The organism is Pseudomonas sp. CAN1 (genome assembly GCF_030462585.1).
Classification (GTDB): domain Bacteria; phylum Pseudomonadota; class Gammaproteobacteria; order Pseudomonadales; family Pseudomonadaceae; genus Pseudomonas.
This window is the reverse complement of record NZ_JASMRU010000002.1, coordinates 418,177-435,702: the sequence shown is the minus strand read 5'-3', so window position 1 is coordinate 435,702 and position 17,526 is coordinate 418,177. Positions and strand designations below refer to the sequence as shown.

Sequence of the window (17,526 nt, the reverse complement as noted above, 5' to 3'; positions counted from 1 at the left end):
TCAGTCCTTAGTTGCGAACTTCAAGGTACTGCGGTGCGACACGAATGCCCGGCTTGCAGGGCAGTATCGCGAACGTGCCTGGCAAGGCAATGCAGAGCCCTTTTCTGGAAAGGTGAGCATCATGCTTCCACGAGGTACTTGTCGTTCAGCGCACCGGGCACCTTGACCACAACAGTGACGGCATCGGAGAGTGCCTTGAAGGCGGTGATGTCGCCTGGCTCCAGAACGATGATTTCGCCAGCGCCCCAGGTCTTGCCGCACATTTCCACTTCACCAGAGAGCACCAGAGTCACTTCGGTGGCGATCTTGTGATAGTGCGCGGACTCCGAGTCTCCGGTCTTATAAGGCTTCACTGCGACTTCGCAGGCCTGGGTACTAAAGGCAGTGGGGGTAAACCCCCCGACGAACCAGCCCTTGACCATGTCCTTCAGGTTCGCGGAGTTCATCGAACAGCCACCGTTTCGAAAGCATGCAGTTGATGGGGGTTCTTCAGTGGGTGGTACTGGTTGGGCTCGACGCGGAAACTGCCGATCTTCTTATGCAGCAGCACCAGCTCATTGAGCGCCGGAGCGATGTAGAAGGCGTCGTTCACCTTGGCGTCCTTGCGGATCATCTCCTTCACCGCCTCGACGAATACCGCGCCGCGGTCGAACCAGTACAGGCCGGCCACCGCATGGTTGCTGATCGGATTCTTCTCTGCCGCCTCGGTGACATAACCCTCGGCATTCATGCGTACGAAGGAATAGCGCGGATGCAGGGACTTGAAGACCACCACGCCAGCATCGCACTGGTCGTTGCGGAAGCCGCCGACGATGTCGCGCAGCGAGCCATCGAGCAGTTCGTTGCAGTTGATGATCAGCAGCTCATCGCTGTTGTCGATGCTCTCCGCCGCCAGCAGGGCAGTGCAGGCCGCCCCCATGGTCAGCGCCTGAACCGGCTGCACGGAGGCGACCGGAGTCATCTGCTGCAGCATGTTGCGCAGGTGGTACTTGCTGACGTCGTCCTTGGGCAGCATGCAGATGATCCGCACAGGCTCCAGGGCAAGGCAGTTCTCCACCAGATGCTGGATCAACGGCACGCCGTCACGCTCGGACAAGTAATCGGGGTAGCTGCTTTCGGCCTTCACCGAAGCGCCTTCGCCACCGGCGAGCAGTACGATATTCAACTTGCGCATGATCAGGCCTCCAGCCGCTCGTGCCGCTGAGCTTCGATCTGCTCGATGCGGCGGGTGATGTTGTCCAGGTTGACGTCGGCTACGTCCTCTACGACCAGCACATGGGCTCCCGAAGCGCGGGCGGCACGAATGCCGTTCTCGTTGTCCTCGACGATCAGGCATTCGTCGGGCGAGAGGCCGAAGGACTGGATGGCCTTGGTGTAGATATCTGGCGCCGGCTTGGGGCTCTTCACGTCTTCGTTGGACAACTTCAGGTCCAGGTACTGGTCCAGGCGGGCCTTGTCCATCATCACTTCGACGGTGTTGCGAATGGAGTTGGAGGCCACAGCCAGCTTGTAGCCACGGTTCTTCAGCGAGGACAGGGCGTACTGGTGATTGAAGGTCGGCTTGCACTGCGAGTAGACGATTTCCATCGTGTACGCCTGCTTCATCTCGTTGATGAAGTTGTGCAGCTCCACCGGCAGGTCATGCTCGACGCTGAGCATGTTCAGCTTGCGCGAGGTTGGCAGCCCGTCGTAGGTGGTCAGGTGGTCGTGACGGCTGATGGTGTGGCCGAACAGATTGAGCGCCTTGTTCAAAGCCTCGTAGTGCCAATCCTTCGCTTCGATCAGCACACCATCCATGTCGAAAATCACAGCTTTGATCATGAGGTCATTCCTTGAAGAAAGAGCGGGCGGATTCAGGCAGGTCGGTGCACAGCGTCAGGTTCTCGGCGCCCTGGAACTCAGCCAGCAGTTGCCAAAGTGGCAGGTGTTCGCGGCCATGCAGTTCGGAGGAGACGACGCAGATTTCCTTGCCATCGGCCAGCAACCTGGAGAGCTGATCACGGGAATACCACTCGCTGCCGAAGCTATCGAGCCAGATGCCATCGGCTTCGTTCAGCCACGCGGGGACCGGCTCGACCTCGCTCAGACGCGTATAGGTGCAGACGCCGCTGGCGAGGTAGCTGCGCATGTCCGGCACCGCCATGTCGAAGACGAACCAGTTGCTGTGACCATGGGCCTCGAACGTCGCCTTGAGCGGCTCGCACAGGCCATCGGCCTTGATGTTCATCGCCAGCGGCAGGTTGCGCCCGGCCATGATCCTCAGCAGGTCGTCCAGAGACATTTCTTCGCCGCTGGGCATGTCATGGGAGATGACGAGCCGGCCGGCGACGTCGCGCACGTCGGTCTCGGTGCCGAAGCCCAGGTCGAAGGAGCGACAGAAGGCAACCTTCAGGTTGCGCTCGGGCCGCTCCAGCCAGTAACCGCGATGACTGATGATCTGCATAATCAGTGACCCGCCGTGGCCGCCTGGCTGACCGACAGGCCGAGGAACAGGTCGAGGTCAGCAGGAATGCCCAGGCCGTACATGCCAGCGCCTTCGGAGCCGATGCTGTAGTGCACGATGCGGGCATCGTCGCCGATCATCTCGTTGTAGGCCGGCGCCACGTAGAACTCGCCGTTCACCCGCAGGTCCTTGTTGAACATGGACTCGATCGCGGCGATCAGCTCGCGGCCGCTGCGGAAGTTGTAGATGCCCACGGTAGCCTCGTCGGAAATCACTTCCTTCTCGATGACGCGGTTGATGCGCCCCCCATCGTCGAAGCCGACGAAGGACCATTTCGGGTCATCCGCCTTCATGGTCATGATCAGGCCGTCCGCCTGCTGCTCTTCCATGGAGCGCAGGTAGTCGTTGATGTCGATATCCACGTACTGGTCGCTGTTGGCGATCATCACCGGGTCATCGGAGTTGATCAGCTCCCTGGCGGCGTACACCGTACAGGCGGCGCCTTCGGTGAGGCCGTCGAGCTCAACGATGGCGCATCCCGGCGCCCAGGCCTGCAGCTTTTCCTGCAGACCGTAGGCTTCAACGTGTGCTGCCTGGCAGATGAAGATGAAGCGGTGCTCGCAAGCTGGCGTGAGGTTGTCGATTACCACCTTGATCATCGGCACGCCATGTACCGGAATCAGCGGCTTTGGGTCCTTGTATCCTGCGACCGCGAAACGGCTACCGGCGCCGGCCATGGGAACTACTATGTTGAGCATCTGCTTTTCCTTCACTTGCGCAGGATGAATTCGTCGTATGCGTCCATGACTTCGTTGGCCGGGCCGAGCAACTGCACGCGCCCGTCCTTCAACCAGCACACTCGACTACACATCTCTCTGATACGGCCTGAATCGTGGGATACGAACACCACGGTCTGATTGCCCTGAAGCATCTCGCGCATGGTGGCCTCGGCCTTTTCGCGGAAATGCCCGTCGCCGACGCTCAGGACCTCGTCCAGCAGGATCACGTCGGGACGCGAATACTTGGAGATGGCGAAGCCCAGGCGAGCACGCATCCCCGTGGAATAGCTGCGCACCGGCAGCCCGGCCGAGCCGCCCAGTTCGGCATAGTCGAGAATCTCGGCGGTCAGCTCGCGCATGCGCCTGCGGCCCATGCCCATCAGCATGCCGCTGAGCACGATGTTGTCGCTCGCATTCAGGTTGTCGTCGAAACCCAGTTGCAGGTTGAGCAGCGAGACGCTCGCGACCGAAGAAGTCAGCCGTCCACGAGTCGGCTGGTAGATTCCCGCCAGGACGCGCAGCAAGGTGCTTTTGCCGGCGCCATTGCCGCCAACAACGCCGAAGGTCTCGCCACGCCCGACCGAAAAGGAAACATCCTGCAGCACGGTGGTCTGGCGACGGGAAAACAGGCGCAGGCCGTTGCGGAAGGTTAGTGACAGACCGTCGGCTTTCAGTGCAGCAACGTCTGTCATTTGCTCAACGCCATGGCATAGGAATTGCGGTTGCCGGCGACGAACAGAACTGCCAGCACGAACAGCGCCAGGGCGCCGCAGAACAGTGCGAAGAGATCTCCGACAGCGGGCGCACGGCTAAACATCAGCACCTCGCGATACTGCGAAAGCAGCAGCGCCAGGGGATTGAGATCCAGCAGGAGATGGAACTGCGGCGGTATGTTGTCCTTGGAATAGAACACGCCCGATCCGAACATCAGGAACTGCAGCCCGGAGGAAATCAGGATGCGCACATCCGGCAGGAATGGCGTCAGGCCCGCGACAAAGACGCCGCAACCGGCTGTGATGATCATCTGCACCAACATGATCAGCGGCAGGTACAACCACAGCCAGGATGGCGTGAAACCGATGGCACAGAGCAGCCCCAGGAGCAGAGCGACAACCAGCGACTCCTTGACCAGATCCTTGAAGATCGAGGTCAGCGGGAATATCAGGGGGTCGACCCTGCAATGCTCGAGAATGTGCTTCTTCTCGTAGATGGCATCGGTGCAGTTCATCACGCTCTTGTTGAACCAGGTCCAGAACGTGACGCCGATGATCAGGAACACGGCAAAGTTCTCCACCTGGATACGCAGCAGATGGCCGAACACGGAGTAATAGATCGCGAGAAGGATCAGAGGCTCGATCAGCCACCAGGCGAAGCCCAGGCGCGTCCTTGTCGACTCGGACTTCAGTCCGAGGCGCGCTCGCTCTACCGATATCTGGATAGCGGACCAGATATCGCTTCCTCCCCCTAGCTGCAAACGCACAACACACCCTCACACTTTTTCAAGGCCGAACGATCCCGCCCCAGCAGAAAGCGCATTTCGCGCGCTCCGGAGTTGTCGAGTTCAAGGCAAAATTTCCCTACGTCCTTCAGCAGGCCGCAGTAGACATCCCATTTCCATCAGCGCAGATTGCGCCGAAATCCGTCTGCAATTCCCAAGGCAGATGTATCTCTGCTTTCTGCTCTGGCTTGTACCCGAGCCTATGGGTGCTATCCGGAAGGCTGGACGAACAAAACAGAAACAGAGCGGCAAAAAGCTCTTGCTGGCGACCCGCAACAGCGTTGCCGATCACCATTTGCCATACCGATTCGAGAGGCGCCTGATGTCAAAGACCAGGCGTAGACAGAGGGTTTTCAGACAAGCAGTCCCTTACGTCCCGAAAACAGCGAAGCGCGCCACGTCAATGTGACATTTTCGTGAAACATCGAAACAACAACAGAAAAGTAGGAAATTTCTGATTGATGGCACAATGATACGCTGCAGAAATCGCTTACGGGTAGGGAAAAATACTGTGCGCTCGCCTGCAAATATTGCATGACGCGAAAAATCCAGCCTGGGCGGCACGTTATCGACAGACCTGGCGTTCACCGATAATCCTTATGAAACCTGCCAGATCATGAATAAATCGACGAACATACTGAAACTTAACGAAACCTTAAGGTTCAGTCGAAACATCGAATCTATGCGACACCCAGTCACATCCTAAAATTCCCAGCGTGCCCGCAGGGAATTAATAAGCCGGAACTTTTCCCTCCACCCACTGCCGCTCGCCACCGCCTTTTTGTTCCATCCACTGCTTCAACGACCGCGTCGGCAAGTCGAAATACTCCCGCGTGCGCGCATAGCCATGCCCGCCCATGCGCCCGATGGCGTCGAGGCCGAGCTGGTCAATGTAAAGCGTGGCCGGGTCGATCAGGTCGTCGCGCACGTGGGCCATTAGCACTTCGCCGAGGATGATCTCCCGCGATTGGCCGATGGACAGCGCCATCATCCGCCGGCATTCCAGTGCCACCGGCGCTTCGCCGATGCGTGGGCAGCCGACGCGGGTGCCGGGGATGGCGGTGAGGCCGGCGGCGACCAGTTCGTCGAAGCCCGGCTCGAAGGGCACGGCGCAGACGTTCATGGCTTCCACCAGCGCGTCGGAGACGATGTTCACGGTGAACTCCTGGTTCTGCCGGATGTTCAGCGTGGTGTCCTTGGGGCTCAGGTCGCTGTAGTTCTCCACGCCCAGGGCGAGGATCGGCGGGTCGGCCGAGAGGGCGTTGAAGAAACTGAAGGGCGCGGCATTGGCACGCCCCTCGGCATCGATGGTGGTGACCAGGGCGATGGGCCGGGGCACCACGCTGCCGATGAGGATCTTGTATTTCTCGCGGGCGGACAGCTGCTGGAAGTCGAAGCTGAGCATGGATTGATCCTTCAATGAGCCTGCGCTGCGTGGGCGTCGAGCAGCGGCGCGGCGGCGCTGTACGAGTCGGCAAAGGGAATCGCGGAACGGAACAGCGTGCGCCACGGCGGGTTGCCGAAGGCGCGTTCGGAGTGGTGCTGCATCTGCTTCTGGAACAGCGCGTCGGCGCGGCGTTGCAGGTCGGCGTAATCGACGCCGATCACCTGACCGTCCTGCATCACACTGCGGCCGTCGATGAAGCTGGCGATGCAGTCGTCGCCGCGGCCGGCGGTGAACAGGTTCTTCAGTGGGTCGAAGAACGGCCCCTGGTGGAAGTCGCCGAGGCGGAACACGGTGATGTCCGCACGGGCACCGACGGCGAGACGGCCGAGATCGTCGCGACCCAGCGCCTGGGCGCCACCGAGCGTGGCGGCGTTGTACAGATCGAGCATGCGCGTATGTTCGGCATCGCCCTCCTTCACCCGCGCGATGTTCAGGCCCTGGCGCAGGTTGTCGAGCATGTCCGCCGGAAAAGTGTCGGTGCCCATGGCGAGGTTGATGCCGCGAGCGCGATAAGCGCCGAACGAATCCAGCGCATCGCCTTCGCGGGCGAACACCACCGGGCAATGCACCAGGCTCGCGCCGGTGTCCGCCAGGCGCTGCAACTCGTGCTCGCCACTGTGCAGGATGCCGTGGGGCAGCACGCTGCGCGGGTTGAGCAGGCCGTAGCGGTCGAGCCACTGCAGCGAGGACGTGTCACGCAGGCGGCGCACCAGCTCCACTTCGTAGCGCGACTGGCAGCAGTGCAGGCGCAGCGCAGCGTTCAGCTCGCGCTGCACGGCGGCGGTACGCTCCAGCAAAGCGGGCGTGCAGGTTTCGATGCGATCCGGCAGCAGCGCGCCGCGCACCAGACCATCGTGGGCGCCATCGAAGTCGTGGAAGAAGCGCTCCGCCTCTTTCAGTCCGGCCAGGCCGGCGGCTTCGTCCCAGTGCTGCGCGGAGCTACCGTCGGCGCGGGCGTAGGTCATGCCGCTCATGTAGCAGGGGCCGAGGTAGGTGCGCAGGCCGAGCTCGCCGGACAGCGCGGCGACTCCGGCGAATTCGTCGTAGTGCTCGGCCCAGCGCCGGTAGTACATGGAGGTGATCGGCATGGCGGTGGTGATGCCGTTGCGGATCAGCTGGGTGAAGGCATAGCGGTACTTGAACAGTTCCTCGTCGGGGCTGTAGCACTCATTCGGCCCGGCCCGCAGGTAATCCTCGGACCACACGCGGCCCATGTTCCACTCGGCGCCGTTGTCCAGGGTGAGCACCGTGGAATCGAGATCGCCGAGGGCGTCGAGATCGATGAAGCCGGGGCCGATCAGCGCGTGGCCGTAGTCGATCCACTGGCTGACTTCACCGGGGAAACCACGGCCGACGAAGACAATGTTCCCGCCCTCGAACACCACTTCGCCGTGGCGCCAGAGCACGTGCTGCTTGCCGTCGAAGCCAACCACGAAGCTGGCTTTCAAGCCGATGCGGGGCGTGCTCACAAACGCGACTCCAACAGGCGACCGTGTTCGGCGATCAGCTTGCCGGCCTTGAATACCTGGCGTTGCGCCGGGCGCGCGACCACGGCTTCGCCGAGGGTTTCGACCGGCAGCAGGAGGAAGTCCGCCGGTGCGCCGACTTCGATACGCGATGGCTCGCGCCCCAGTGCGCGAGCACCGTTGTCGGTGGCCGCGGCGAACGCAGCGGCGAGGTCTTCGTCCTTGCACAGGTCGAAGCGGAAGGCGAGGAACATGGCGCGTTCGAGCATGTCGCCATTGCCCATGGGCGACCAGGCATCGCGGATGCCGTCGCTGCCCAGGCACAGGTTGACGCCGGCTTCGCGCAGGGCGAGGAATGGCGGCACCGGGGTGTCGGCGGGTGCGGAGCTCATCAGGGAAATCCGCAGTTCAGAGAGTCGCTCGGCGAGCGGCTCGACCTGCTCCCAGGGCGCCATGCCCAGGCAGTAGGCGTGGCTGATCATCACCCTGCCCTGCAGGCCGTGGCGCTCGGTGTAGTCGGCGATGCGGGCGATCTGCCAGAGGCCCAGTTCGCCCTTGTCGTGCAGGTGGATGTCGACGCCACGGCCGAATTCCACAGCCAGGCCGAAGACGATATCAAGCTGGGCAATGGGGTCGTCGTCGATGCCGCAAGGGTCGAGGCCACCGACGTTCTCTACGCCCAGCGCCAGCGCCTCGCGCATCAGCTCGGCGGTGCCGGGGCGGCTGACCAGGCCGGTCTGCGGGAAGACCACGAACTCCATGTCGATGAGGTCGGCATAGCGCTCGCGCAACGCCTGCATGGCGACCACGTGGCGCAAGCCCAGCTCGGGGTCGATGTCCACGTGGCAGCGGAAGGTCAGCGAGCCACGGGCGATGCATTGTTCCAGCAGCGCGCCGGCACGGGCAGCGATGGGAGCCTCGATCTCTCGCAGCACGCGGCGCTCGTTGGCGATGTAGTCCTTGAGCGTGGGGCCGGCGCTGTTGGGGCGCCAGGGTTGGCCCCAGAGGGTCTTGTCCAGGTGGCAGTGGCTTTCCACCAGCGGAGGTAGCAGGAGCTGGCCGTCGCCGTCGATGTCGCCGGCTTGCGGTGCGGTGTTGCTGGCCGGGCGGCGCTCGGCGATGCGGCCGTCACGGATGAGGAAGTCTTCCGCTGCATTGCCCAGCGGACGGATGTTGCGCAGCCAGTAGCTGTCGGTCATGGGGACCTCGAATCCAGAGAAGAACGTAGGGCGAACAACTGCTTGCTGTTATCCGCCGAGGAGCTCGCCGACGCGAGCTCCGGATTGAACCTTGTAGGAGCGAGCTTGCTCGCGAACCACCCAACGCCGGTACCAACCCGGAGCCTGTTCGCGAGCAAGGACTAGGTGTCCCCCTCGGTCCTACGAAGAGCAGTCCGGCACGGGGCCGGGCCGAACCATCAGCCCTTGAGCTTGGACCAGATGCGGTCCTGCAGCTCGCGGGACTTGTTGCTGCACTCCTTTTCCAGACGCAGGCGCGAGGCGTATTCCTCGGGCATGTTGATGGCGTCCATGACCTTCCATTTGGCGTCGAGCAACTGGTCGGTCTGGATGCCGTTGGAATAGGCGATGGCGTTGGTCACCGCGGCGGCGTTCTCCGGCTTCATCATCCAGTTGATGAAGACCTTGGCGTTCTCCGGGTGCGGCGCGCTTTTCGGCACGGCGAAGTTGTCCTGGAAGGAGGCCACGCCCTCGCGCGGGTAGACGTACTTGATGGTGCTCTTCTGCAGCGTGGCGCGGGCGGTGGAGCCGTTCCAGTTCTGCATCAGCACGACTTCGCCGGAGGCCATGCGGTCCACGGTGTTGTCCGAGCTGTACATCTTCAGGAAGGGCTTCTGCTTCTGCAGCAGTTCGAGAATCTTCTTGGCGTCCTGCGGGTTCTCGGTGCACTCGTCGACGTTGAGGTAATGCGCGGCGGCGTTGATCAGGCTGCTCGGGGTATCCAGCGCGGCGACCTGGCCCTGCAGCTCCGGACGCGGCTCGAAGAATTCCTTCCACGAGTCATCCAGCTTGCCGCCCGGCACCCGCGCGCTGTCGTAGGAGAAACCGGTGGTGCCCCACAGGTAGGGCGCCGAGTACTTGCGGCCGGGGTCGAAGCCCGGGTCGCGGAAGGCCGGTTTGACGAACTGGAAGTTGGCCAGCTTGGGCGTGTCGATTTCCAGCAGCAGGTCCTGGTGGATCAGCGTCTGCATGATCGAGTGCGACGGCACGATCACGTCGTACGCGGCGCCACCGGCCTGCAGCTTGGCCAGCAGGGTTTCGTTGCTGTCGTAGCCGTCCATGGTGACCTTGATGCCGGTCTCCTTCTCGAACTTGGCCAGCAGTTCCACCGGGTAGTAGTCGGTCCAGTTGTAGAAGAACAGCTGCTTGGGCTCCTCGGCCTGGGCGACGCCCGCAGCCAGCAGGGCGAGGGACAAGCCGGCAAGGCCGTGACGCAGGGCATTCAACTTCATGTGGCTCTCCGAAACGAAAGGTCAGAAAACGAAAGGTTGGCAGTCTTGATCAGGCGTCCGGTTTGCCGCGCTGGCCGAGCCAGTACGACAGCACCACGAGGACGATGGAAATCACCAGCATGAGGGTCGAGATGGCGTTGATCTCGGGGGTCACCCCGGCCTTGATGGCCGAGAAGATGTAGACCGGCAGCGTCGTCGAGCCGGGCCCGGCGACGAAGAAGGTCATGATGAAGTCGTCGAGGCTGACCACGAACGCCAACACCGCGCCGGACAGCACCGCCGGCCACAGCAGCGGCAGGGTCACCCGGCGGAACACCTGGTAGGGGCTGGCGTAGAGGTCGCCGGCGGCTTCCAGCAGGCTCTTGTCCAGGTCATTCAGGCGCGCACGGATCGGCAGGTAGGCAAACGGAATGCAGAAGCCGACGTGGGCGACGATCACCGTCAGCAGGCCCAGCTTGATGCCCAGCGACATGAACAGCAGTAGCGTGGCTACCGCGATGACGATCTCCGGCAGTATCAGCGGCAGGTTGATGCCACCTTCCACCAGACGCCGCCCGTAGAACGGCCGCGAGGTCGCCAGCGCCGCCGCCAGGGCGATCGCGGTGGAGAGCACGGTGGCGAAGCCGGCGACCACCAGCGAGTTGAACGCCGCCGCCTGGATCGACGGGTTGGCGACGATTCTGGCGTACCAGGCAAAGGAGAATTCGGTCCACACCGTGGCCGAGCGGTTGGCGTTGAAGCTGTAGCCGATCAGCACGAAGATCGGCAGGTACAGGTAGGCCAGGACCAGCAGGCTGGTTTCGCGGGTGCCGGGCAGTTTCTTCAGGTGCTGGGCGATCATGCGTTGGCTCCTCCCAGGTGGACGGCCTTGGCGGCGCGGCGGCTATACAGGGCGAACGCGATCAGCGCGAGCAGCATGATCGCCAGCAACAGGAACGACAGCGAACCGCCCAGGGGCCAGTTGCGCGCGGTGCCGAACTGCTGCTGGATCAGGTTGCCGATCATCAGCGTCTTGCCGCCGCCGAGGATCGCCGGGGTGATGAAGGCGCCCAGGCTCGGCACGAACACCAGCAGCGAGCCGGCGATCACACCGGGCATGGACAGCGGCAGGATCACCCGGCGCAGCGCCTTCCAGCGGTTCGCGCCGAGGTCATAGGCGGCCTCGACCAGGCGCCAGTCAAGCTTCTCCAGGGTCGAGTAGATCGGCAGGATCATGAACGGCAGGAAGCTGTAGACCAGGCCGACGCAGACCGCGAAGTCGTTGTACAGCAGGGTGATGCCGCCGGCCTGGGGGAACAGCGCGTTGACCGACTGGGCGATCCAGCCGTGCTCGCGCAGGATGATCAGCCAGGCGTAGTTGCGGATCAGCAGGTTGGTCCAGAACGGGATGGTGATCAGCAGCACCATCAGGTTGCGCGAACGCTCGCTGAGGCTGGTCATCCACAGCGCCACCGGGAAGCCGAACAGGAAGCACAGCAGCGTGGTGCCGCCGGCCTGGAACAGCGAGCGCAGCAGCGCCTGGGCGTAGACCCAGTTCAGCTCCAGGTTGCCGTCGAAGTCTTCCTGGAAGAACAGCTGCACGTAGCTCTGGATTTGCCAGTCGGCGTGCCAGTCGACACCGCCGTAGAGGTTGCGCGGCAGCAGGCTGATGTAACCCATGATCGACAGCGGGATGGCGATCAGCCCGAGCAGCGTCAGCGCCACGGGGCTCAGCAGCAACAGGCGGCGAGTGGTGGGCGACTCGTTCATTTCAGGCCTCCATCAGCAGGCAGGCCTGGGGCGGCAGGTGCACCGCCACGGCCTCGCCGACGTCGCGGGCGCGGCCACCCTCGTTGCTCTCGCGCAGGGTGATCTGCGAGGAATCCGGCAGGCGGCAGCGATACAGCGTGGCGGTGCCGACGTACATCACCGTCTCGATCACCGCGCGCAGGTGGTGCGGTTGCGACGGGTCGACCAGCTTCGAGCGCTCCGGACGGAAGGCCAGTTGCACGCTGGCGCTGCTCAGGCCCGCCGGCAGCTCGCAGGGGATTTCCGCCGCCATGGCGTTGGGGTGGAAACCGCCCTGGCGCATCTGTCCGGGGAGGAAGTTGATGTCGCCGATGAACTGCGCGACGAAGCGATGGGTCGGGCGTTCGTAGATCTCGTTGGGCGTGCCGATCTGCATGATGTTGCCGTGGGACATCACGGCGATGCGGTCGGACAGGGTCAGCGCTTCTTCCTGGTCGTGGGTGACGAAGATGAAGGTGATGCCCGCCTCTTCCTGCACGCGCTTGAGCTCGACCTGCATCTCCTTGCGCAGCTTCAGGTCCAGCGCCGACAGCGGCTCGTCGAGCAGCAGCACCGACGGTTTGGGCGCCAGCGCGCGGGCCAGGGCCACGCGCTGCTGCTGGCCGCCGGACAGCTCGGCCGGCTTGCGTCGCGCCAGGTGCTCCATCTGCACCAGCGCCAGCATCTCCTTCACCCGACCGGGAATCTCGCCGCGCGCCAGGCCCTGCATTTCCAGGCCGAAGGCGATGTTCTCGCTCACCGACATGTGCGGGAACAGGGCGTAGCTCTGGAATACGGTGTTGATGCGACGGCGGTAGGGAGGCAGGTCGTTGACCCGCTCGCCGCCGACGAGGATGTCGCCGGAGGTGACGTTCTCGAAGCCGGCGATGCTGCGCAGCAGCGTGGTCTTGCCGCAGCCGGACGGCCCCAGCAAGGTGAAGAACTCGTTATGGGCAATGTCGACCGAGACCTCGTTGAGGGCAGGAGCGACGTTGGGATCATCGGTGTAGCGCTTGCTGACCCGACGCACCTCGACTGACGACGAGTGATTCATTTTGGTGCATTCCTCTTGTTTTTGTATGCAATATTTGAATGCAATCTAGAAATAGCTGATGTATTTTTCTTCTGCAACTGGTTTTGCACGGACGGTTTTGCGGCATCCTTTGAAGGGTCAAGCAAGAGGCGGAGTCGCTCATGGCGGAGAATCACCCCGAGTCCACGGTGGAACGCGTCTACCAAGGGGTTTACGAGGCAATCAGCAAGCGCAGCCTGCGTCCCGGCATGAAGCTGGGCGAGGCGGCATTGGCGGAATTGTTCAAGGTCAGCCGCACTTCAGTGCGCGCGGCGCTGAAACATCTGGAAGCGGACGGGCTGGTTTCCAGCGCGCTCAACAAGGGTGCATGGGTGTCGTTACCCAGCGACGAGGAGATCCGCTCGCTGTTCGAAACCCGGCGGCTGATCGAGATCGGCATCGTCAGCGAACTCTGCCGCCGCGCGGACAGCGCGATCATCCAGGACCTGCGCGACCACGTGGCGCTGGAAGAGGCGACCCATGACCACGACCACGCGCGGTTCGTCCACCTGCTGGGCGAATTCCACCTCAAGCTGGCGGCGGCGCTGAACAACCCGGTGCTGCTGGACTTCTTCCGCAAGCTGATCGAGCGTGCTTCGCTCTACGCCACCACCCTGGACGACGACCAGCACGAAACCTGCCGCGGCAACGAACACCAGCGGCTGATCGAGTACATCGAGTCGGGTAACCAGGCGGCGGCCATCGAGCTGACCTGCATGCACCTGAATGCGATCGAGCAGGCGATCCTCAAGGCGGCGGGGAACCTGAAGGCGGATTACCACCCGCTCAAGCATCTGATCGGCGGCTGAGGCTCACTGTAGGAGCGAGCTTGCTCGCGAACAGAGACGCCCGGCGGATACCGAACTCCATCCCCACTCCGGGCAGCCCCCTCGCCCGTCGGAGCGGGGCGCGCAGCCAGGGTTGGGGAGAGGGCAAGGAGCTTGGCTGAACGCCACAGTTCGGCTTGGCAGCATATCCCCCTCCCTAGCCCTCCCCCTGAAGGGAGAGGGAACCGGTCGGTGCGTGATTTCACTATGGCGTTAGCCGGGAGCAACTGTTCGCGAGCAAGCTCGCTCCTACAAAGAGCAACAAAGAAAACGCCCGGCATTGGCCGGGCGTTCTTCATTCAGGCGGTCGGGCCGCCGGTAATACGGTCGAAGCCGCGGCGGATTTCTTCTTCGGGCAGGTTGTCGCCGATGAAGACGATCACGCTCTCGCGCTGCTCGTTGCCCTTCCACGGCGTATCCCAGTCGAAGCCGTACAGCCGCAGCACGCCCTGGAACACCAGGCGGCGCTCCTCGCCGGCGATGTTCAGCACGCCCTTGTAGCGCAGCAGCGAGTTGCCGTGCCATTGCAGCAGGTCGTCCATGAACTCGCTGAGGGCTTCGATATCCAGCGGGTTGTCGCTGCGCAGTACCAGGGTGGTGATGCGGTCGGTGGTGTCCGCTGCCGGACGCGCCGGGCGCAGCAGCGGGCGCAGGCCGAGGTCAGCGTTGAGGTTGAAGCCGCGCACGTCGAGCAGGCGCTCCAGCTCGATGGCGCCGTGCTCCACGGCATGGATCTCGGCGCGGCGGTTTATGCGCTGCAGACGTTCGACCAGTGCTTCGTACTGCGCGGGAGAAACGAGGTCACTCTTGCTCACCAGGATGCGGTCGCCGAAGCCAACCTGGGCCTGGGCGATGGCTTCCTGCAGGTGGCGCTCGGCGTTGGCGGCATCCACCAGGGTGATGATGCCGTCGAGCAGGTAGCGCTCGCGCAGCGTCTCGTCGACGAAGAAGGTCTGCGCCACCGGAGCCGGGTCGGCCAGGCCGGTGCACTCGATCACCACGCGGTCGAAGTCCAGCTCGCCACTGTCGCGGCGCTCCAGCAGGACGTAGAGCGCGCGCTCCAGGTCGCTATTGATGGTGCAGCAGACGCAGCCGTTGGACAGCGTCGTCACCTGAACCGCGTCGTCGCCGAGCAATTGGGCGTCGATCGGCGTGTCGCTGAATTCGTTCTCGATCACGGCGATCTTCAAGCCGTGCTCGGCCTTGAGGATGTGCTTGAGCAGGGTGGTCTTGCCGGCCCCGAGGAAGCCGGTGAGGACGGTCACCGGAATCTGCGGCGCGCTTGCGGAATCGGTCATGGAAACATCCAGGCAATCAGAATTGAAAACAGGCGGAAATGAAACGGGCCGCGATCGCTCGCGGCCCGTCCGTTATACACCCATCCGCGCGGTCAACAGCAGCGGATCGGCCTTCCCTTGCCGCCACCGTAGCGCGCCTCCTGGCGCTCGCGGAAGAACTCCTCGTAGGTCATCGGAGTCTTGTCCGGGTGCTTGTTCTGCATGTGCTGAACGTAGGTGTCGTAATCGGGCATGCCGACCAGCATGCGGGCGGCCTGCCCGAGGTACTTACCCATGCGGCTGAGGTCGTTGAACATGATGCTCCTCCGTCAGGCGTCCGGGATCGGCTGGAACGGAGCTTCCTTGTCGGTGCGCTCCTTCTTGGTCCAGGCGCTGGCGCCTACCTTGATCGCGTATACCAGCACGCTGAACACCACCAGCAGGAACAGCACGGTGAGGCCTGCGTTGATGTAGGCGTTCATCATCACGTGCTGCATCTGGCCGATGTCCTTGGCCGGGGCGATGATCTGACCGGCGTCCAGGCCGGCGGAGTACTTCTTGCCCAGGGCGATGAAGCCCACGGCCGGGTTGCTGTCGAACAGCTTGATCAGGCCGGCGGTGGTGGTGCAGATCAGCAGCCAGGCGGCCGGCAGAGCGGTCACCCAGACGTACTGCTGGCGCTTCATCTTGATCAGCACGACGGTGGAGAGCATCAGCGCGATGCCGGCGAGCATCTGGTTGGAGATGCCGAACAGCGGCCACAGCGTGTTGATGCCACCCAGCGGATCGACCACGCCCTGGTACAGCAGCCAGCCCCACAGCGCGACGCAGCCGCCGGTGCCGATGATGTTGGCAGTCCAGGACTCGGTCTTCTTCAGCGCCGGGACAAAATTGCCCAGCAGGTCCTGCAGCATGAAGCGCCCGGCACGGGTGCCGGCGTCCACCGCAGTGAGGATGAACAGCGCCTCGAAGAGGATCGCGAAGTGGTACCAGAAGGCCATGGTGTTCTCACCCGGCAGCACCTGGTGAAGGATGTGCGCGATGCCCACGGCGAGGGTCGGCGCACCACCGGCACGGGCCAGGATGGTGGTCTCGCCGATGTCCTTGGCGGTCTGGGTCAGAATTTCCGGGGTAATGGTGAAGCCCCAGCTGCTGACGGTCTGGGCCACCGCGGTGACGTCGGTACCGACCACGGCCGGCGGGCTGTTCATGGCGAAGTAGATGCCCGGTTCGATGACCGAGGCGGCGACCATCGCCATGATGGCCACGAAGGATTCCATCAGCATGCCGCCGTAGCCGATGTAGCGGGCATCCGGCTCGCGGTTGAGCAGCTTGGGCGTGGTACCCGAGGAGATCAGCGCGTGGAAGCCGGAGACGGCGCCACAGGCGATGGTGATGAACAGGAACGGGAACAGGCCACCCTTCCACACCGGGCCGGTGCCGTCGGTGAACTGGGTCAGGGCCGGCATCTTCAGCTCCGGCGAAACGATCACGATGCCGATGGCCAGGGCGATGATGGTGCCGATCTTGAGGAAGGTCGACAGGTAGTCACGCGGCGCCAGCAGCAGCCACACCGGCAGGACCGAAGCAATCGCGCCGTAGGCGATCAGCATCCAGACGATCTGCACGCCATGGAAGGTGAACACCGGAGCCCACTCGGGGCTGGCGGCGATCTGCCCGCCGAGCCAGATGGAGCCCAGCAGCAGCACGATGCCGACCACGGAAATCTCGCCGATGCGACCCGGGCGGATGTAGCGCATGTACACGCCCATGAACAGCGCGATCGGGATGGTCGCCAGCACGGTGAACATGCCCCACGGGCTTTCGGCCAGAGCCTTCACCACGATGAGCGCGAGCACCGCGAGGATGATGATCATGATCAGGAACGCGCCGAACAGAGCGATGGTCCCCGCCACCTGCCCCATTTCCTCGCGGACCAGTTCACCCAGCGAACGCCCGTTGCGGCGACTGGAGATGAACAGGACCATGAAATCCTGCACGGCACCGGCCAGCACCACGCCGGCGATCAGCCAGAGCGTGCCGGGCAGGTAGCCCATCTGCGCGGCCAGGACAGGACCGACCAGAGGGCCGGCGCCGGCGATGGCAGCGAAGTGGTGACCGAAGAGGATGTGCTTGTTGGTCGGGACGTAGTCCAGACCGTCGTTGTTGAGGACCGCAGGGGTCGCTCGGTTGGGGTCCAGTTGCATCACCTTGGTGGCGATGAACAGGCTGTAGTAGCGGTAAGCGACCAGGTAGATGGCCACGGCCGCGACGACGATCCACAGTGCGTTGATGGCTTCGCCGCGGCGTAGCGCCACGACTCCCAAGGCAAATGCACCGACTATCGCCACCGCCAGCCAGGCGAGGTGACGTAGCAGGCTGTTGTTATTGTTCATAGCGAGGCTTCCGACAGTTTGAAGGCGAGAATTCGCAGAAAAATTCTAGTCTTTTCCAGCGACCCATTCATACGACCTTAGTCT

General features: G+C 63.3%; 18 protein-coding genes. 1 reads left to right on the top strand and 17 read right to left on the bottom strand.

The window, feature by feature from the left end:
* Window positions 1-119: 119 nt before the first annotated feature.
* From QO207_RS04965 to QO207_RS04900, 14 genes are all read right to left on the bottom strand, one after another.
* Window positions 120-446 carry a hypothetical protein gene (locus tag QO207_RS04965; protein ID WP_301531451.1) on the bottom strand — a complete coding sequence of 109 codons (327 nt, stop codon included), beginning with the start codon at window positions 444-446 and terminating at the stop codon, window positions 120-122.
* Window positions 443-1,174: a glycosyltransferase family 2 protein gene (locus QO207_RS04960; protein ID WP_301531450.1), complete on the bottom strand. Its 732-nt coding sequence runs from the start codon at window positions 1,172-1,174 to the stop codon at window positions 443-445. The genes QO207_RS04965 and QO207_RS04960 overlap by 4 nt, the downstream gene beginning before the upstream one ends.
* Before the next feature lie 2 nt (window positions 1,175-1,176).
* Entirely contained in the window at window positions 1,177-1,821 is a 645-nt protein-coding gene (locus tag QO207_RS04955) for an HAD family phosphatase (protein ID WP_301531449.1), read from the bottom strand.
* Window positions 1,822-1,825: 4 nt separating this feature from the next.
* On the bottom strand, window positions 1,826-2,443 hold the full coding sequence (locus QO207_RS04950; protein ID WP_301531448.1) for a phosphodiesterase: 618 nt from the start codon (window positions 2,441-2,443) through the stop codon (window positions 1,826-1,828).
* A 2-nt stretch (window positions 2,444-2,445) separates the two neighbouring features.
* Entirely contained in the window at window positions 2,446-3,201 is a 756-nt protein-coding gene (locus QO207_RS04945) for a glycosyltransferase family 2 protein (protein WP_301531447.1), read from the bottom strand.
* An 11-nt stretch (window positions 3,202-3,212) separates the two neighbouring features.
* Window positions 3,213-3,914: an ABC transporter ATP-binding protein gene (locus tag QO207_RS04940; protein WP_301531446.1), complete on the bottom strand. Its 702-nt coding sequence runs from the start codon at window positions 3,912-3,914 to the stop codon at window positions 3,213-3,215.
* A complete protein-coding gene (locus tag QO207_RS04935) occupies window positions 3,911-4,702 on the bottom strand; it encodes an ABC transporter permease (RefSeq protein ID WP_301531445.1) in 792 nt (263 codons plus the stop codon). The genes QO207_RS04940 and QO207_RS04935 overlap by 4 nt, the downstream gene beginning before the upstream one ends.
* Window positions 4,703-5,450: 748 nt before the next feature.
* On the bottom strand, window positions 5,451-6,125 hold the full coding sequence (locus tag QO207_RS04930) for a flavin reductase family protein (RefSeq protein WP_301531444.1): 675 nt from the start codon (window positions 6,123-6,125) through the stop codon (window positions 5,451-5,453).
* Between the two features lie 11 nt (window positions 6,126-6,136).
* The gene (locus QO207_RS04925; protein ID WP_301531443.1) at window positions 6,137-7,636 is read right to left on the bottom strand and encodes an amidohydrolase family protein; all 1,500 of its coding nucleotides are present in this window, start codon (window positions 7,634-7,636) and stop codon (window positions 6,137-6,139) included.
* Window positions 7,633-8,832 carry an amidohydrolase family protein gene (locus QO207_RS04920; protein ID WP_301531442.1) on the bottom strand — a complete coding sequence of 400 codons (1,200 nt, stop codon included), beginning with the start codon at window positions 8,830-8,832 and terminating at the stop codon, window positions 7,633-7,635. The genes QO207_RS04925 and QO207_RS04920 overlap by 4 nt, the downstream gene beginning before the upstream one ends.
* A 218-nt stretch (window positions 8,833-9,050) precedes the next feature.
* On the bottom strand, window positions 9,051-10,103 hold the full coding sequence (locus tag QO207_RS04915; RefSeq protein ID WP_301531441.1) for an extracellular solute-binding protein: 1,053 nt from the start codon (window positions 10,101-10,103) through the stop codon (window positions 9,051-9,053).
* A 49-nt stretch (window positions 10,104-10,152) separates the two neighbouring features.
* On the bottom strand, window positions 10,153-10,944 hold the full coding sequence (locus QO207_RS04910; protein ID WP_301531440.1) for an ABC transporter permease: 792 nt from the start codon (window positions 10,942-10,944) through the stop codon (window positions 10,153-10,155).
* Window positions 10,941-11,852 (bottom strand): ABC transporter permease, encoded by a 912-nt coding sequence (locus tag QO207_RS04905; protein WP_301531439.1) that lies wholly within the window; start codon window positions 11,850-11,852, stop codon window positions 10,941-10,943. The genes QO207_RS04910 and QO207_RS04905 overlap by 4 nt, the downstream gene beginning before the upstream one ends.
* A gap of 1 nt (window position 11,853) precedes the next feature.
* Window positions 11,854-12,924 carry an ABC transporter ATP-binding protein gene (locus QO207_RS04900; RefSeq protein WP_192292734.1) on the bottom strand — a complete coding sequence of 357 codons (1,071 nt, stop codon included), beginning with the start codon at window positions 12,922-12,924 and terminating at the stop codon, window positions 11,854-11,856.
* 140 nt (window positions 12,925-13,064) lie between these two features.
* On the opposite strand from QO207_RS04900, the gene QO207_RS04895 reads away from it, so the two are divergent.
* The gene (locus tag QO207_RS04895; RefSeq protein WP_301531438.1) at window positions 13,065-13,751 is read left to right on the top strand and encodes a GntR family transcriptional regulator; all 687 of its coding nucleotides are present in this window, start codon (window positions 13,065-13,067) and stop codon (window positions 13,749-13,751) included.
* A gap of 317 nt (window positions 13,752-14,068) precedes the next feature.
* Here QO207_RS04895 and yjiA read toward each other — a convergent pair whose 3' ends face one another.
* The 3 genes from yjiA to QO207_RS04880 all read right to left on the bottom strand — a co-directional run bounded on the left by yjiA (window position 14,069) and on the right by QO207_RS04880 (window position 17,442).
* Window positions 14,069-15,067, bottom strand: a complete 999-nt coding sequence (yjiA, locus tag QO207_RS04890) for a GTPase (protein ID WP_301531437.1) — start codon at window positions 15,065-15,067, stop codon at window positions 14,069-14,071.
* A gap of 92 nt (window positions 15,068-15,159) precedes the next feature.
* Window positions 15,160-15,363 carry a YbdD/YjiX family protein gene (locus QO207_RS04885; RefSeq protein WP_015478970.1) on the bottom strand — a complete coding sequence of 68 codons (204 nt, stop codon included), beginning with the start codon at window positions 15,361-15,363 and terminating at the stop codon, window positions 15,160-15,162.
* A 12-nt stretch (window positions 15,364-15,375) separates the two neighbouring features.
* Window positions 15,376-17,442: a carbon starvation CstA family protein gene (locus QO207_RS04880; RefSeq protein ID WP_301531436.1), complete on the bottom strand. Its 2,067-nt coding sequence runs from the start codon at window positions 17,440-17,442 to the stop codon at window positions 15,376-15,378.
* Between the last annotated feature and the right edge of the window lie 84 nt (window positions 17,443-17,526).

Coding starts and splice junctions, on each gene's coding strand:
- QO207_RS04960 (WP_301531450.1), bottom strand. CDS start 1,174: ATGCGCAAGTTGAATATCGTACTGCTCGCCGGTGGCGAAGGCGCTTCG.
- QO207_RS04905 (WP_301531439.1), bottom strand. CDS start 11,852: ATGAACGAGTCGCCCACCACTCGCCGCCTGTTGCTGCTGAGCCCCGTG.
- QO207_RS04940 (WP_301531446.1), bottom strand. CDS start 3,914: ATGACAGACGTTGCTGCACTGAAAGCCGACGGTCTGTCACTAACCTTC.
- QO207_RS04895 (WP_301531438.1), top strand. CDS start 13,065: ATGGCGGAGAATCACCCCGAGTCCACGGTGGAACGCGTCTACCAAGGG.
- QO207_RS04900 (WP_192292734.1), bottom strand. CDS start 12,924: ATGAATCACTCGTCGTCAGTCGAGGTGCGTCGGGTCAGCAAGCGCTAC.
- QO207_RS04950 (WP_301531448.1), bottom strand. CDS start 2,443: ATGCAGATCATCAGTCATCGCGGTTACTGGCTGGAGCGGCCCGAGCGC.
- yjiA (WP_301531437.1), bottom strand. CDS start 15,067: ATGACCGATTCCGCAAGCGCGCCGCAGATTCCGGTGACCGTCCTCACC.
- QO207_RS04945 (WP_301531447.1), bottom strand. CDS start 3,201: ATGCTCAACATAGTAGTTCCCATGGCCGGCGCCGGTAGCCGTTTCGCG.
- QO207_RS04885 (WP_015478970.1), bottom strand. CDS start 15,363: ATGTTCAACGACCTCAGCCGCATGGGTAAGTACCTCGGGCAGGCCGCC.
- QO207_RS04915 (WP_301531441.1), bottom strand. CDS start 10,103: ATGAAGTTGAATGCCCTGCGTCACGGCCTTGCCGGCTTGTCCCTCGCC.
- QO207_RS04965 (WP_301531451.1), bottom strand. CDS start 446: ATGAACTCCGCGAACCTGAAGGACATGGTCAAGGGCTGGTTCGTCGGG.
- QO207_RS04880 (WP_301531436.1), bottom strand. CDS start 17,442: ATGAACAATAACAACAGCCTGCTACGTCACCTCGCCTGGCTGGCGGTG.
- QO207_RS04920 (WP_301531442.1), bottom strand. CDS start 8,832: ATGACCGACAGCTACTGGCTGCGCAACATCCGTCCGCTGGGCAATGCA.
- QO207_RS04930 (WP_301531444.1), bottom strand. CDS start 6,125: ATGCTCAGCTTCGACTTCCAGCAGCTGTCCGCCCGCGAGAAATACAAG.
- QO207_RS04910 (WP_301531440.1), bottom strand. CDS start 10,944: ATGATCGCCCAGCACCTGAAGAAACTGCCCGGCACCCGCGAAACCAGC.
- QO207_RS04955 (WP_301531449.1), bottom strand. CDS start 1,821: ATGATCAAAGCTGTGATTTTCGACATGGATGGTGTGCTGATCGAAGCG.